Origin of the sequence: Rhizobium sp. B230/85, from assembly GCF_019355735.1 — a bacterium.
Lineage (GTDB): Bacteria > Pseudomonadota > Alphaproteobacteria > Rhizobiales > Rhizobiaceae > Rhizobium > Rhizobium rhododendri.
Map to the genome: position 1 here is coordinate 2,872,250 of NZ_CP072156.1, position 15,897 is coordinate 2,888,146.

Annotated in this window: 13 protein-coding genes; 7 read left to right on the forward strand and 6 right to left on the reverse strand. The window is 61.3% G+C overall.

The genetic code is table 11. The features are described from left to right. Positions 1-16: 16 nt before the first annotated feature. Together J5289_RS13885 and J5289_RS13890 are read right to left on the reverse strand one after the other, a co-directional pair. Positions 17-940: a neutral zinc metallopeptidase gene (locus J5289_RS13885; RefSeq protein ID WP_209184297.1), complete on the reverse strand. Its 924-nt coding sequence runs from the start codon at positions 938-940 to the stop codon at positions 17-19. A gap of 94 nt (positions 941-1,034) precedes the next feature. Next, the gene (locus J5289_RS13890; protein ID WP_209184298.1) at positions 1,035-1,517 is read right to left on the reverse strand and encodes a DUF2306 domain-containing protein; all 483 of its coding nucleotides are present in this window, start codon (positions 1,515-1,517) and stop codon (positions 1,035-1,037) included. Positions 1,518-1,703: 186 nt separating this feature from the next. Between J5289_RS13890 and J5289_RS13895 the strand changes: the two genes are divergently transcribed. From J5289_RS13895 to J5289_RS13905, 3 genes are all read left to right on the forward strand, one after another. Then, a complete protein-coding gene (locus J5289_RS13895) occupies positions 1,704-2,738 on the forward strand; it encodes a zinc-dependent alcohol dehydrogenase family protein (RefSeq protein ID WP_209184299.1) in 1,035 nt (344 codons plus the stop codon). A 159-nt stretch (positions 2,739-2,897) separates the two neighbouring features. Next, complete coding sequence (carB, locus tag J5289_RS13900) at positions 2,898-6,386, forward strand: carbamoyl-phosphate synthase large subunit (RefSeq protein ID WP_209184300.1); 3,489 nt, start codon at positions 2,898-2,900, stop codon at positions 6,384-6,386. Positions 6,387-6,486: 100 nt separating this feature from the next. After that, complete coding sequence (locus J5289_RS13905) at positions 6,487-7,740, forward strand: DUF2235 domain-containing protein (RefSeq protein WP_209184301.1); 1,254 nt, start codon at positions 6,487-6,489, stop codon at positions 7,738-7,740. On the opposite strand, the gene J5289_RS13910 is transcribed toward J5289_RS13905, so the two are convergent. Next, positions 7,730-9,220: a UdgX family uracil-DNA binding protein gene (locus J5289_RS13910; RefSeq protein WP_209184586.1), complete on the reverse strand. Its 1,491-nt coding sequence runs from the start codon at positions 9,218-9,220 to the stop codon at positions 7,730-7,732. The two genes, J5289_RS13905 and J5289_RS13910, sit on opposite strands and share 11 nt — an antisense overlap. A 14-nt stretch (positions 9,221-9,234) precedes the next feature. Then, positions 9,235-10,467 carry a putative DNA modification/repair radical SAM protein gene (locus J5289_RS13915; RefSeq protein ID WP_209184302.1) on the reverse strand — a complete coding sequence of 411 codons (1,233 nt, stop codon included), beginning with the start codon at positions 10,465-10,467 and terminating at the stop codon, positions 9,235-9,237. A 248-nt stretch (positions 10,468-10,715) separates the two neighbouring features. On the opposite strand from J5289_RS13915, the gene greA reads away from it, so the two are divergent. Together greA and J5289_RS13925 are read left to right on the forward strand one after the other, a co-directional pair. Further along, positions 10,716-11,192, forward strand: a complete 477-nt coding sequence (gene greA, locus J5289_RS13920; RefSeq protein WP_142823305.1) for a transcription elongation factor GreA — start codon at positions 10,716-10,718, stop codon at positions 11,190-11,192. Between the two features lie 17 nt (positions 11,193-11,209). Next, on the forward strand, positions 11,210-12,262 hold the full coding sequence (locus J5289_RS13925) for a glycosyltransferase family 4 protein (protein WP_209184587.1): 1,053 nt from the start codon (positions 11,210-11,212) through the stop codon (positions 12,260-12,262). On the opposite strand, the gene J5289_RS13930 is transcribed toward J5289_RS13925, so the two are convergent. After that, positions 12,226-13,140 (reverse strand): glycosyl transferase, encoded by a 915-nt coding sequence (locus J5289_RS13930; protein ID WP_209184303.1) that lies wholly within the window; start codon positions 13,138-13,140, stop codon positions 12,226-12,228. The genes J5289_RS13925 and J5289_RS13930 overlap by 37 nt on opposite strands. A gap of 2 nt (positions 13,141-13,142) precedes the next feature. After that, a complete protein-coding gene (locus J5289_RS13935; RefSeq protein WP_111223008.1) occupies positions 13,143-13,610 on the reverse strand; it encodes an Lrp/AsnC family transcriptional regulator in 468 nt (155 codons plus the stop codon). Between the two features lie 243 nt (positions 13,611-13,853). Here J5289_RS13935 and trxB point away from each other — a divergent pair, with 243 nt between their 5' ends. Next, the gene (gene trxB, locus J5289_RS13940; RefSeq protein WP_111222731.1) at positions 13,854-14,828 is read left to right on the forward strand and encodes a thioredoxin-disulfide reductase; all 975 of its coding nucleotides are present in this window, start codon (positions 13,854-13,856) and stop codon (positions 14,826-14,828) included. 23 nt (positions 14,829-14,851) lie between these two features. Further along, positions 14,852-15,748, forward strand: coding sequence for a LysR family transcriptional regulator VtlR (locus J5289_RS13945; protein ID WP_111222730.1), 897 nt, complete (start codon positions 14,852-14,854; stop codon positions 15,746-15,748). The last annotated feature ends 149 nt before the right edge of the window (positions 15,749-15,897 follow it).

Below are 15,897 nucleotides of genomic sequence, written 5' to 3' on the forward strand. Positions count from 1 at the left end.
GACAGCGAGCGTTCGCTCAGACCGGGTTCGAAAACGTGTCGCAGGAGGTCAGCTTGCCGCTGTCGAAGCCCTGCTTGAACCATTTGACACGCTGCGCCGATGTGCCGTGGTTGAAGCTGTCAGGCACGACATAGCCCTGGCTCTTCTTCTGCAGCGTGTCGTCGCCGATCTGCTGGGCTGCGTTCAACGCCTCCTCCAAATCGCCACTGTCGAGAATGCCCTTTTGCTGCGTAAACTTGCCCCAGATCCCGGCAAAGCAGTCAGCCTGCAACTCGATGCGAACGGACATCTTGTTGCTGTCCACCTCGTTCATCTGGCTGCGCGCCTGATCGGCCTTCGGCAGGATGCCGAGCAGGTTCTGGACGTGATGGCCGACTTCGTGCGCGACGACATAGGCCTGCGCGAAATCGCCTGAAGCACCGAACTTGTCCTTCATCTCCTGGAAGAATCCCATGTCAAGATAAATCTTGCGATCGGACGGGCAGTAAAACGGCCCGGACGCGGTGGAAGCTAGGCCGCAGCCCGAGTTCAGCCTGTTGGTGAACAGCACCAGCTTCGGGTCCTCATAGGTCTTGCCCATGGATTTGAAGATGCCGCCCCAGGTATCCTCGGTCTCGGCAAGCACGGTGGCGACGAACGCCTTTGTTTCATCGTTGCCCGGGTTCTGCGGCGCCGAGTTGCTCTGCTGGTAGCTGGAGCCGGTATTGCCGGTATCACCCTGGCTGAGGATCTGCAGCATGTCGATGCCCATCGCCTTGAGAATGAGGTAGATCACCACCAGGACGACGATCGTGCCAATGCTGAGGCCGCCGCCGGCCCGCCGCATGCCACCGCCCGGAAAGTTGAAACCTCCACCACCGCCGCCAAGCGGTCCGGTGCCTCCTGAAGAGCCACGCTCATCCTCGATATTGTCGGACTGTCGACGTCCCTTCCATTCCATGACCTGTCTCCCCGGCTGCGCTCACGGATATCCCGTTAAAGCCTATATATCCGCCGCATGCCCGATGACCAGTCGCGAAGGCCAACATCGCACATCAGACGGGAATGCTCCGGGCGCCCCAGGCGGCCCATGCAAGGAATAATGCCATCGCCACCAGCAGCAGCAGGGGCATCGTCTCGTGACCGGTAAAGACCACAGCGTTCATGATCCGGTGCGGCAGCAGCGTGAAGGCGCCGGCACCCCCGATACCACCAAAATAAAGTCCCAGGACAACACGACGATGACGCGCAATGTCATGCCGGCGAGCAGCGACAATCGCCTGGACGCAGGAATAGAGGACGAAGACCGACAGAAGATGGATCGGGCTGAAGCCATGAAAGACGTTTAGTTCATGGATGAAGAAGCTGGAAAACGCCCCGACGGCCATCAGCAAAAGCCAGATCTTACCAAGCAGCCGATGCAGCCACGTCCCCTTGCGCCGCAACAGCAGGTAGGCGCCGAGCAGCGCTGATGTGACCACGGCAACCACATGGATGTGAATGGCGGGCGAAGCCGACAGCAGCGGTTCGAGGGTCATGGCACGGCACCTCACAAGGCCACCGATCCAACGTCGGCTGGCTCGATCATACCCGACGGCTGCCCGAAGTCGAGAGGCCGACGCGGACGAGAATTTGGTTATAATAGCAGCAGATAGCCTTGACGCGGCAAGGTTTTTGACGACCATTGCCCGCCAGTCCATATATCTCTCTGGGAGGAGACATCGATGCAAGCCATACGTCTCGACGCCATCGGCCAATTGACCGTCAGCGAGATCGAAAAGCCGGTGCCCGGTCGAGGCGAACTGCTCGTCCGCGTCGAGGCTTGCGGCATCTGCGGCACGGATCGCCATATCCTCCACGGCGAATTCCCGTCCGCACCGCCGGTGACGCTGGGCCACGAATTTGCCGGCATCGTCGAGGCTGTCGGCCCAGATACGACAGGCTTTGCGCCCGGTATGCGCGTCACCTGCGATCCGAACATTTCCTGCGGCCTCTGCAGCCAGTGCCGCAGCGGCCGCGTCAACCTCTGCGAACGGCTGCAGGCGATCGGCATCCACCGCGATGGCGGCTTTGCCGACTACGCGATCCTGCCCGTCTCCCAGGCCTTCGAACTGCCGCTCGGGCTCGACCCGCTGCACGGCGCCTTCTGCGAGCCTCTCGCCTGCTGCCTGCATGGCGTTGACATGGCGAAAATCGAAACCGGTGCCTCGGTGGTCGTGCTCGGCGGCGGCGTCATCGGCCTTCTGGTCGTGCAACTGGCACGGTTGGCCGGCGCCACCCGCGTCGTCCTAGTTACCCGTCACAAGGACAAGCGCGCCCTTGCCGAGCGCCTCGGCGCCACCGCGACGCTCGATCCCAGCCTCAGCGACCCCATCGCCGCCATATCGGGGCCGGATGGCCTGCTGCCCGGCGGTGCCGATGTGGTGTTCGAATGCGCCGGCGTCGCCGAGACGGTGCAGCAATCGACGCGCATGGCAAAGAGCGGCGGCACCGTTGTCATCCTCGGCGTCATGCCGCAGGGGCAGACCGTGCCGATCGAGCCCTTCGACCTTCTGTTCCGCGAACTGAAATTCATCGGCTCCTTCATCAACCCGTTCACCCACCGCCGCGCCGCCGATCTCATTGCCTCGGGCGCCGTCGACGTTGCCCCACTCATCTCCCGCGTCGTCGGCATGACAGACGGTGCCGAAGCCATCCGCCAGCCGGCCCGCCCCGGCGAAATCCGCGTCCTGGTGGTGCCCGATCACGCCGCAAGGTAGGCAGCAATCGGAATCCTGTCGATTGGACGATTTATGGGGTTCCGTTTGCAAAAACATTTGCCTATAAGCCGCTTCTAGCCTTTTGAGATGCAGAGCGCGCGCCCGGCCGGTGGACACACCTGGCTGGTTTTTGGCGCACGCAGAAAATGGATAGAGATCATGCCGAAGCGCGAAGACATCAAATCGATCCTCATCATCGGCGCGGGGCCGATTGTCATCGGTCAGGCATGCGAATTCGACTATTCAGGCACCCAGGCCTGCAAGGCACTGAAAGAGGAAGGCTACCGCGTCATCCTCGTCAACTCTAATCCGGCGACGATCATGACCGACCCGGATCTGGCCGACGCCACCTATGTCGAGCCGATCACCCCTGAAGTCGTCGCCAAGATCATTGCCAAGGAGCGTCCCGATGCGCTGCTGCCGACCATGGGCGGCCAGACCGCGCTCAATACTGCGCTCTCCCTGAAGAGAATGGGCGTGCTCGATCGCTACAATGTCGAGATGATCGGCGCCAAGCCGGCCGCCATCGACATGGCCGAGGACCGCGCGCTGTTCCGCGAAGCCATGGCCCGCATCGGCCTCGAAACGCCGAAGTCGCTGCTGGCCAACGCCACCGACATCAAGGAACTTGATCGCAACCGCCACGAAGCAGCGCGCGACGAGGTCAGGTCCCGGTTGAGTGGCGCCGAGCTCGACACAGCGCTTGACGACCTCGAAAACACCTGGAACCTCGGCGAAACGGACCGCAAGCAGCGCTACATGAGCCACGCCATGGCTCTGGCAGCCCAGGCGATCGACGTCGTCGGCCTGCCCGCCATCATCCGTCCGTCCTTCACCATGGGCGGCACCGGCGGCGGCATTGCCTACAATCGCTCGGAATTCTTCGAGATCGTCGGCTCCGGCCTCGACGCCTCGCCGACCACGGAGGTGCTGATCGAGGAATCGGTGCTCGGCTGGAAGGAGTATGAAATGGAAGTCGTCCGCGACAAGGCGGACAACTGCATCATCATCTGCTCCATCGAGAACATCGACCCGATGGGCGTCCACACCGGCGATAGCATCACAGTCGCGCCTGCCCTGACGCTGACCGACAAAGAATACCAGATGATGCGCAACGCCTCGATCGCCGTTCTGCGCGAGATCGGCGTCGAGACCGGCGGCTCAAACGTGCAGTTCGCCGTCAACCCGGCCGATGGCCGCCTCGTCGTCATCGAGATGAACCCGCGCGTTTCGCGCTCATCGGCGCTGGCCTCCAAGGCGACCGGCTTCCCGATTGCGCGCGTCGCCGCCAAGCTCGCGGTCGGCTACACGCTCGACGAACTCGACAACGACATCACCGGCGGCGCGACGCCTGCTTCGTTCGAACCGTCGATCGACTACGTCGTCACCAAGATCCCGCGCTTTGCCTTCGAGAAATTCCCCGGCGCCTCGCCTGTGCTGACGACCGCGATGAAGTCGGTCGGCGAAGTCATGGCCATCGGCCGGACCTTTGCCGAATCCCTGCAGAAGGCGCTTCGCGGCCTTGAAACCGGCCTCACCGGCCTCGACGAGATCGAGATCCCCGGCACCGAGGAAGGCGAAGGCAGCCGCAACGCCATCCGCGCCGCCATCGGCACGCCGACGCCGGACCGACTGCGCATGGTGGCCCAGGCGCTGCGCATGGGCATGAGCGCCGAAGAGGTGCACGAAGGCTGCAAGATCGACCCATGGTTCATCGCGCAACTCAAGGCCATCGTCGACATGGAAGCCCGTGTTCGCGAACACGGCCTGCCGGACGATGCAGTCAATCTGCGCATGCTGAAGGCCATGGGCTTTTCCGACGCGCGCCTGGCGACCCTCACCAACAAGCGTCCGAAGGAAGTGGCCGAGAAGCGCAATGCCCTCAACGTGCGTCCGGTTTTCAAGCGGATCGACACCTGCGCTGCCGAATTCGCCTCGCCGACTGCCTACATGTATTCGAGCTACGAGACGCCCTTCGTCGGCGAAGCGCGCTCCGAAGCCAATGTGACGTCAGCCAGGAAGGTCGTCATCCTCGGCGGCGGTCCGAACCGCATCGGCCAGGGTATCGAGTTCGACTATTGCTGCTGCCACGCCGCCTTCGCGCTGCAGGATGCCGGCTATGAAGCGATCATGATCAACTGCAACCCGGAAACCGTGTCGACCGACTACGACACCTCGAACCGGCTCTATTTCGAGCCGCTGACGGCCGAGGACGTGATCGAGATCCTGCGCGCCGAGCAGGAAAGCGGCGAAGTCGTCGGCGTCATCGTCCAGTTCGGCGGCCAGACGCCGCTGAAGCTTGCCGAAGCGCTGGAAAAGAACGGCATCCCGATCCTCGGCACAGCGCCTGACATGATCGATCTCGCCGAAGACCGCGACCGCTTCCAGAAGCTGTTGATGAAGCTCGACCTCAACCAGCCGAACAACGGCATCGCCTATTCGGTCGAGCAGGCCCGCGTCGTCGCCTCGGAAATCGGCTTCCCGCTCGTTGTCCGCCCGTCCTACGTGCTCGGCGGCCGCGCCATGCAGATCATCCATTCGGAATCGATGCTGCAGACCTACCTGCTCGACACCGTGCCGGGCCTGGTGCCCGAGGACATCAAGCAGCGCTATCCGAACGACAAGACCGGCCAGATCAACACGCTGCTCAGCAAGAACCCGCTGCTGTTCGACAGCTACCTGTCGAATGCCATCGAGATCGACGTCGATTGCCTGGCCGATGGCGAGAATGCCTTCATCGCCGGCATCATGGAACATATCGAGGAAGCCGGCATCCACTCCGGCGACAGCGCCTGCTCGTTGCCGCCACGCACGCTTTCATCGGAGATGATCGACGAACTGGAACGCCAGACCAAGGCGATGGCCAAGGCGCTGAATGTCGTCGGCCTGATGAACGTCCAGTACGCCATCAAGGACGACGTCGTCTACGTGCTCGAAGTCAATCCGCGCGCCTCGCGCACCGTGCCTTTCGTTGCCAAGGCCATCGGCGCGCCGATCGCCAAGATCGCTGCCCGTATCATGGCTGGCGAAAGCCTCGACGCAGCTTTTGCTGCCTACGGTGAAAAGCCCGATCCGCGCAACCTCAAGCACATTGCCGTCAAGGAAGCCGTTTTCCCGTTCGCCCGCTTCCCCGGCGTCGACACACTGCTCGGCCCTGAAATGCGCTCGACCGGTGAAGTCATCGGCCTCGATACCGACTTCGCTCTCGCCTTCGCCAAGGCTCAGCTCGGCGCCGGCGTCGAACTGCCGCGCGGCGGCACGGTTTTCGTAGCCGTGCGCGACGACGACAAGCCGCGCGTCCTGCCGGCCATCCGCATGCTCGTCGAACAGGGCTTCAAGGTGATGGCAACCGGCGGCACGGCCCGCTTCCTCGCCGAACACGGCATCGCCACGACCAAGATCAACAAGGTGCTGGAAGGCCGCCCGCACATCGAGGATGCCATCCGCAACCGCCAGGTCCAGCTCGTCATCAACACGACGGACAGCAACAAGGCGATCTCGGACTCCAAGTCGATACGCCGCGCAACGCTGATGCAGAAGGTGCCCTATTACACCACCATGGCCGGCGCCGAAGCCGCCGCCATGGCGATCCAGGCCCTGAAAGCCGGCAATCTGGAAGTCCGGCCGCTGCAGAGCTATTTTCGTTGAAGACACCCGAAGCATGACTGCGGTGCAGTCAGCATAAATCGCCCTGCGCAAAAACGCCTCCGATGCTATTAGCTTTGCTATAGCTTCGGAGGCGTGCGACATGGCCAAAAACATAGTCATATTATTCGACGGCACATCCAACGAGATATCGGCCGACCGCACCAATATACTGCGGCTCTTCGGCATCTTGCGACGCACCGACCGGCAGATCGTATATTACGACCCCGGCGTGGGAACGTTTGGAGCGGCAAATGCCTGGTCCAAGGCATACCGCAGGGCCGTCGAGATATGGGGTCTGGCCACGGGGTGGGGGTTCGACCAGAACGTCAAGGACGCCTACCGTTTCATCGTTGATAATTATCAACGCGCACCCCGAGGGCCGGATGGCAAACGGGTTGGTGAAGACGACCGCATCTATATTTTCGGTTTCAGTCGCGGTGCCTATTCTGCACGCGTTCTTGCTGGCTTCATTCACGCCTTGGGAATTGTCAGCAAGTACCATGTCAATCTCATCGACTACGCATACCGGACCTATAAGGGCATCCCCGACATCGAGCAGACAGTCTGTACGCCCGCCGAACGCGCGACGGACGATGCCCCATCTGCGTTCACCAGCATGCGTCTCTACGAACGGACATTGAAGACCTACAGGCCCAAGATCAAATTACTGGGCCTCTTCGACACCGTAGCCTCGATCATCGAGTCGGGAAAATGGATGCCGCAGCTTAAAACCCTGCCTTTTACCAATACCAACCCCAGTGTCGAATGGGTGCGACAGGCATTGGCGATTGACGAGCGTCGAACGATGTTCAATCCGATGCCCTGGGCCGCCGGCCAGGAATATTGGGGTGGTCCATTCCGGCCTGCGAACCCCGAGATGCAGAATTCCAAGGAAGTCTGGTTCACGGGCGTGCATGGCGACGTCGGTGGCGGATACCCGGAAAAAGAGAGCGCAATTATCAAAATACCGCTCGAATGGATGATCCGCGAAACTATGCCTACTGGGCTGGATTACAGCCAGCCAACGATTGACAAAATAGTCCTCGGAGACGATCCGAAGGAGGTTTACGTCAAACTGGATCCCTTGGCGAAAATGCACGACTCGATGACAGCCATGTGGAAGGTCCTCGAATGCGTCCCTCGCCGCGTGCCGGAGACTTCCTGGAAAAGACGCGGAAATACAAAAGGCATTTACATACCGTTTTGCGATCATCGTCTCATTCCGGACGGCGCGATCATCCATCAATCAGTCATCGAGCGAAAAGAGGGGCGACCTATGGATGGTCCATATGCACCGCTGAATTTTCCATCCCGCTATGGCGTGGAACGCGGACCAGCCTCCATCACGTCATGAGGGCCCTTATAGAACGAATCTCCGCTTGAAACCGCGCCAGTTCCTCAGCCTTGCGCCCCGCGTCGGGAATGCGCAGCAGATAGGACGGATGGACGGTAACAAACAGTTTGCTGCCATCTGCCAGCGGAACCGGACGGCCCCTCATATCCTCGAGCTTCTCCCGGCTGTCGGTTAGCGCGAACAGCGCCGTAGCGCCGAGTGCCACGGTCAGTTTCGGGCGGATCAGCGCACGCTCTCCGTCGAGCCACCAGCGGCAGTGGCGGACCTCGCCCATCGTCGGCTTCTGGTGGATGCGCCGCTTGCCCCGCAGTTCGTATTTGAAATGCTTGACGGCATTGGTCACGTAGAGCGTCGTCCGGTCTATGCCGGCATCGTCGATCGCCTGGTTGAAGACCTTGCCGGCCGGGCCAACGAACGGGCGGCCTGCAAGATCCTCGTGATCGCCCGGCTGCTCGCCAACCACCATCACCGATGCGTCGACAGGCCCCTCACCGAACACCGTTTGCGTGGCGTGGCAGTGCAACTCGCAGCGGGTGCATTGGCGGGCCGCCTCCCGCAGCCCTTCCATGCTGCCCGCTGGCGCCGCCGATACGGGCATTTGCTCGGCAGCTGCCGCCGCCTGCAGCCTCTGGTGAAACGGCAGCGGCTCGGTTGCCGCGCGCCTTGCCATCGCCAGCACGCTGGCCTCGGCGCCGGCGATGAGACCGGGAATGAGATCGGCCTCCGGCAGGTTTTTCCAATATTTTTTCGGCATCTCGGCCTGCATGGCCTTCACCTTCAATCGTGCAGGATTGAAGATATTGCTGAAATAGGTGCGCCACAGCGTGTCCGCCTCGTCTGTCAGCGATGGTTTTTCAACCGGCAGATCGGAGATCGTCAATTGGGTGCCGTCCCAGGCGGCCGAGCCGCGCGGCGTGGCGATCAGCCAGTCCATGTCGTTAAACCGGCGCTGAAAGAACGGCGCGCTGCGGGCGACGATATGATGGTCCGGCTCGAACCAGGCAACGAAGCGCCGCCGCGGCAATGCCAGCGCGGTATCCACCTCCTTGAATCGCACAAAGGCGGTCATCTTGTGACAGTCCCGACGGACAGACTTCTGCAGCATCAGCGCCCGGTGAACATCGACATCCGAGACCATGCCGAGCAGATGGCGGTCGCTGCAAAGACGAAACAGGATGCGGTAAAGCAGCGCAAAACGACCGGGATCAGAATGACAGATCACGGCCTCCGCCAAGCTGATGAAGGCTGGAGGCACGGAAACGGGTGATGAGCCTGCAGGCCTGACGCCCGCCTCGCAACCTGATGGAAGCTCCGTCGGCTCCAGCAACAGGCGCTCGCCAGCAGTGCCAAACAGGTCTCCGCCCAACGTGGCCTCGTGCCAGTCGATGGCCTCGGGCAACACACCTTCCGCAAGCAGCCGCCGCGCCACGTCGCGCCATTCGGCCAAGTCACCCCTACCCTTCAGCGTTACACGACGCATCGCTGCCGAACCCATCAGAGCAGCGTCAACTGTACGGGCTTGGGCGCAAACATGGCACGAAGATCCTGCCGGTCGGCCAGCTTTCGCGGGCTCCAGCCCTCGGCAACGATGAAAGCCTGCACCTTCTTCACGGACACTCCGAGGCGCGCGAGGTCCTCGATCCGAAGCCGGCAAAAACCACGGGCCGACAGAATGGCCTTGACCGTCTTCGTGCCGAGCCCCGGCACCCGCAGCAGCGTCTCGCGCTCAGCGGAGTTAATGTCGACCGGGAATGCGTTTCGGTTGCCAAGCGCCCAGGCCAGTTTCGGATCGAGATCGAGATCCAGCATGCCACCCGCCTGTTGGCCGGTAATCTCGGCGATCCCAAAGCCGTAAAATCGATACAGCCAGTCCGCCTGGTAAAGGCGATGCTCGCGCATCAGCGGCGGCTTGATCAGCGGCAGGTTCTTCGACGAATCGGGGATCGGGCTGAATGCCGAATAGTAGACCCGCCTCATCCCGTAGCTACCGTAAAGCCGTGCGCTGGTCCCGAGAATGGTTGCATCGTTCGCATCGTCGGCGCCGACGATCATCTGAGTGCTCTGGCCGGCCGGCGCGAAGCGCTTGCGCTTCTTGCTCTGTAGCGTCGGATCGCTGGCTTCCTCGATCTTCAGCCGCAGCGCACCCATCGCCTGGCGGATGCCGGCAGGCTTCTTTTCCGGCGCCAGACGGGTGATGCCGACATCGGTCGGAAGCTCGATGTTAAGAGACAGGCGGTCGGCATAAAGCCCCGCCTCCTCGATCAGCTTCGGCGACGCCTCCGGAATGGATTTGAGATGGATGTAGCCCCGAAAATTATGCGTGGTCCGCAGTTCACGTGCGATCCGGACCATCTCTTCCATCGTGTGGTCGGAGGAGCGGATGATGCCGGAGGACAGGAACAGGCCCTCGATGTAATTGCGCCGGTAGAATTCCATCGTCAGCCAGACGACCTCCTCGACCGTAAACCGGGCTCTCTCGACGTTGCTTGAAGATCGGTTGACGCAATAGGCGCAGTCATAGATGCAAAAGTTGGTCATCAGGATTTTCAGAAGCGAAATGCATCTTCCGTCCGGCGCATAGGAATGGCAGATGCCGGAGCCTTCCGTTGACCCCAATCCGCCGGACTTCGCCGAACTGCGCGTCGAGGTACCGCTGGAGGCACAGGACGCATCATACTTGGCGGCATCGGAAAGAATGGCTAGACGATCGTTCAGCGACTTTTTCATATCATGTTCACTATATGTTCTATCACTAATCGTCAAGACGGACCGCTTCGGATTGTCGATAAAGTAAGCAGGCTAACGAAAAGAACCACATGCACTTGCACCGTTGCGGTGCGAATTCTCTGGAAATCGGCGGTCGTATTCTGTTATAAGTGCCCCATATAGCGGCTATTGCACGGTTCCGAAGTTTTCCTTCGGGACCTGTTTTCTTTTGTGTCGGCAGCTACGACATAGGACTGAAGGACAGAGACATGGTTGACAAGGTACCGATGACGCAGAGCGGCTTCGCCAATTTGCAGGAAGAACTGCGCTGGCGCCAGCAGCAGGAACGGCCGCGGATCATCGAGGCAATTTCCGAGGCTCGCGCCCACGGCGATCTGTCGGAAAATGCGGAGTATCATGCCGCCAAGGAAGCCCAGAGCCACAACGAAGGTCGCATCGGCGAAGTCGAGGATCTTGTGGCTCGTGCCGAAGTCATCGACCTGTCGAAAATGTCCGGCACCACAGTCAAGTTTGGCGCCCGCGTCAAACTGGTGGATGAGGACACCGAGGAACAGAAGACCTACCAGATCGTCGGCGACCAGGAAGCCGACGTGAAGGCCGGCCGCATCTCCATATCTTCGCCCATCGCACGTGCGCTGATCGGCAAGGAAGTCGGCGATTCCATCGAGGTCAATGCCCCCGGCGGTTCCAAAGCCTACGAAATTCTCTCCATCACCTGGGGCTGAGCCCGGTGGCAGCAGACCTGCGCGAGACCGAGATCGTCGCGCCGAATTTCAAGCGGCGATTGTCGGGGGTCACCTCGACCATCGTGCAGCTCATTCCCAAGCAGGTCGCGCTCGGCACCCGCATCGTAACGCTCGGCCCAGGCTTGCCGCCGCACCTGCCGAAACTTGGCTGGAGCCAGTTGCCGAGCCTCTGGGTGCGGCCACGCCGATACAAGGTTCGCGTCTGGCATGCCCGCCGCAACAATGAAATGCTGTTTGGCCTCTTGTTGCGGGCTGTGTTGCGCATGCCGATCAAGCTGCTGTTCACATCGGCAGCGCAACGGCGCCATTCGGCTTACACGCGTTTTCTGATTCGCCGCATGCACGCCGTCATCGCCACCAGCACCCGTTCCGGCAGCTTCCTGCAGGTGCCCCACACTGTCATCCAGCATGGTGTCGACCTAAAACTGTTCCATCCGCCGGAAGGGCCGGCCGACCGCATGGCCGCGACGGACCTCCCCGGCCGATACCTGATCGGCTGCTTCGGCCGCGTGCGCCACCAGAAAGGCACAGATCTTTTCGTTCAGGCAATGATTGAGCTGCTGCCCAACCATCCCGATTGGGTAGCGATCGTCTGTGGCCGTGTGACACCGGAGCATAAGGTGTTTGCCGACGGTTTGACCAAGGCCGTCGCTGACGCCGGCCTGTCGGATCGCATCCGCTTCATGGGAGAAGTCAACGACATCCGCCCCTGGTATCGCCGCGCAACGCTCTACGTGGCGCCTTCGCGCAATGAGGGTTTCGGCCTTACGCCGCTGGAAGCCATGGCCTCGCAGACGGCGGTCGTCGCCTCCGATGCCGGTGCCTATGCCGAGATGATCGTGCCGGGCGAGACCGGCATGGTCGCTCCGGCGGGCGACGGCCCTGCCCTCACGGCAGCCATCGAAACCTATCTGGCCGATCCCGACGAGGCCCGCCGCCAGGGCCAGAACGCTGTCGTCCATGTTCGCAGCAATTTTGCGCTGGAAAAGGAAGCCACCGCTATCGCCGCCGTCTATGCAGGCCTGCTGGGCGAAAAACGGTCGTCATAGCCGAAGCCGGCACCGGCCAGTGCCGACACCGGCGAATAATTGACGATCTCGATGCCCCGCTCAGCCGCAACCGCCCTGGCAAGCACGAAATGTGCAACGATGCGGGCTTCCGCGTCCGCAATGCCGGATGAAGCGGTTTCGCCAGTGGTCTCGTAGAAGCGCGGCTGATGGGCGTTGGATATGTCGATGCCGAACAGCCCGACTGTCTTCGGTTCACAATAGAGAGCAAACTGCAGGGCAGACACGGCAACCGAGCCACCACGAAAAACCCCGCGATCCGGGTCGAACGAAAGGCCGGCATTGACCGCCGCATCCCTGCGAATGAAATCGAAGGCCTGGATCGTATCGTACCGCCGCCGCCTTGCACCGTAGGGTTTACGGATATCATCGATCAGCACGATGATCCGGTCGCGCAGGAACCCCAAGTCTATCTCGCAAATAGCCCGCAACACCTCGACGGAAAACAGGCAGGGCGTATCGTCCTTCACCCGCTGTTTCAGGAGATCGAAGTGTCGCCAGATGAACCGCTCGTCCTCGACGGCAACGGCCAGCGCGTCTGCGACCGGCTGGCCGGACAGGCTGATGGCCCCGTTCAGCAGAATGGCAGTTTGCGGCGGCAGACGGGAGAGATCGTTACCGGCTATCGAGGGGCCGGAGCCGACGATCGCCACCGTGTCGCTGGAGCGGCTTCGGAGGATAGAGGCGCTCGACAGCGCCGCGACAGCAGCGCCACGATAGCGAACCTCACCCGGCGCATCCACGGTTGCCCGTGCGACGGACAGGCCCGGAAACGCATCCTGGAAATGCGCGCGCGCGCTGCCGAGCAGCAGGCGCGTGCCCGTCTTGATCAGTGAACGGTGCCAGGGGCGATCGGACATGCCTAGAGTTCCACCAATCCCAGCTTCTTGACCTGGCGGATGGTGAGCATGGTGCGGACGGTGTCCACATGCTCGTTGGCCGTCAAAACCTCGATGACGAAATCCTGGAAAGCGGTGAGGTTCTGGGCGACGCAATGCAGCAGGAAATCGCTGTCTCCGGATACCATCCACGCCTGGCGCACCAGCGGCCATTGCAGCGTGGTGGCGGCAAATGCCTTAAGATTGGTTTCCGACTGGTGCTTCAGCCCGACCATGCAGAAGGCGACAAGATCGAAGCCGAGCCGCGGGCTGTTGAGCATCGCATGGTAACCCTCGATGATGCCTGCTTCCTCGAGCTTGCGCACCCGCCGGAGACAGGGCGGCGCCGATATTCCGACTCGGTCGGCGAGCTCGACATTGGTCATGCGGCCGTCCTGCTGCAGTTCGCGAAGAATTTTTATGTCGATGGCGTCAAGTTCTGCCCGCAGCACGGTCATGCCTTTCTTTAATTCCTCCGTCGCACCTTCTATATAAAGAGCAGAAATTCGCAACAATGTTTCCCGCGCACGCCTGAATCTTGCCCGTTGGCCATTTGCCCTGTTGGTAATGCAAGGCTGCCCTTGAATAAATGCATGCGACAATCATAAATGAGGCAGCGCATGGGAAAGATCGACGGCAATGCCGCTAGCAGGCAGGGCCACCATCCCATCGCTGCCATTGAAAGGACTTCCCTCATGTCTGCCCGCCACACGAAGGTGCTCATCATCGGTTCCGGCCCCGCCGGCTATACGGCTGCAGTCTACGCTGCCCGCGCCATGCTGAAGCCGGTGCTGATCGCCGGCATGGAACAGGGTGGCCAGCTGATGATCACCACCGATGTCGAAAACTATCCGGGCTTTGCCGATCCGATCCAGGGCCCCTGGCTGATGGAGCAGATGCTGCAGCAGGCCAAGCACGTCGGCACGGAGATCGTCAACGATCTCGTCACCGAGGTCGACACATCGCGCCGCCCCTTCGTCCTCAGCACCGATTCCGGCACCGTATGGACCGCCGATACGCTGATCATCGCCACCGGTGCAAAGGCCAAATGGCTCGGCATCGAAAGCGAGCAGCATTTCCAGGGGTTCGGCGTTTCCGCCTGCGCTACCTGCGACGGCTTCTTCTATCGCAACAAGGACGTCATCGTCGTTGGCGGCGGCAATTCGGCCGTCGAGGAGGCGCTTTATCTTTCGAACATCACCCGCTCGGTGACAGTGGTTCATCGTCGCGATTTCTTCCGCGCCGAGAAAATCCTTCAGGAGCGGCTGTTCGAGAAGCCCAACGTCAAGGTTCTCTGGAATTCGGAAATCGCCGAAATCACCGGCACGCCAGCCAAACCGCCAATGCCGCCATCGGTGTCGGGCGTCAGGCTGCGCGACATCAAGGCTGGCACTGTCACCGACATGGCGATTGATGGCGTCTTCGTCGCCATCGGCCATGCGCCCGCGACCGAACTCTTCAAGGGCAAATTGAAGCTCAAGGACAACGGCTATCTCTGGACGGCCCCTGATTCGACTGCCACCGACGTGGAAGGCATCTATGCCGCCGGCGACGTGACCGACGATACGTTCCGCCAGGCGATCACCGCTGCCGGCATGGGATGCATGGCGGCGCTGGAGGCAGAGCGCTACTTGACCGGGCTTATGCCGGTCGCGATGGCTGCGGAGTGAAGCAGCCAATGAGGGGGAGCGGAATGCCATTGGATTGGGACAAGCTGCGAATTTTTCACGCGGCTGCCGAAGCCGGATCGTTCACCCATGCGGCAGACAAGCTGCATCTGTCCCAATCCGCCATCAGCCGCCAGGTCAGCGCCCTCGAGCAGGACGTCGGCATCAAGCTGTTCCACCGCCATGCCCGTGGCCTCATCCTCACCGAGCAGGGCGAACTGCTCTATCGAACCGCCCATGACGTGCTGTTGAAGCTCGAAACCGTCAAGATGCAGCTGACGGAGACCACCGACAAGCCAAGCGGCAAGCTGCGCGTCACCACGACCGTCGGCCTTGGCCAAGGCTGGCTGACGGACAAGATTCAGGAGTTCCTGCAGCTTTATCCTGACATGCAGATCCAGCTGATCCTCGACAACGAGGAGCTGGACGTCAACATGCGCCACGCCGACTGCGCCATCCGTCTTCGACAGCCGCAGCAATCGGACCTGATCCAGCGCAAGCTGTTCACCGTCCATATGCACGTCTACGCCGCCCCCTCCTACATCAACCGCCACGGCGAGCCGCAGTCCGTCGACGATCTCGACGATCACAGGATCATCTCGTTCGGCGAACCCGCTCCGCAATACCTGCTCGATATCAACTGGCTGGAAGTCGCCGGGCGCTCGTCCGATAACAAACGATTGTCGCACCTGCAGATCAACAGCCAGACCTCGATCAAGCGTGCCTGCCTGCTCGGCATCGGCATTGCCGTGCTGCCGGATTACATCGTCGGCCGCGACCCTGGCCTGATCCAGTTGTCGCTGAACGCCGACGTGCCATCCTTCGACACTTACTTTGCCTATCCGGACGAAATGAAGAACGCAGCGAAGCTCAAGGTCTTCAGGGACTTCATCGTCGCCAAGGCTCGGAACTGGAACTTCTAGCAAAGGGCAAAATCATTAGCCGCGCTAACGAGCCATGTGCCTGCCACATGGCCGATATGCACAAACAGTCATTGATGCCTGCCCATTTTACGACCATATCGATTATAGCTGATGCATACGGTGGCTTTTCCTCCCAGTTCCACCGCAGA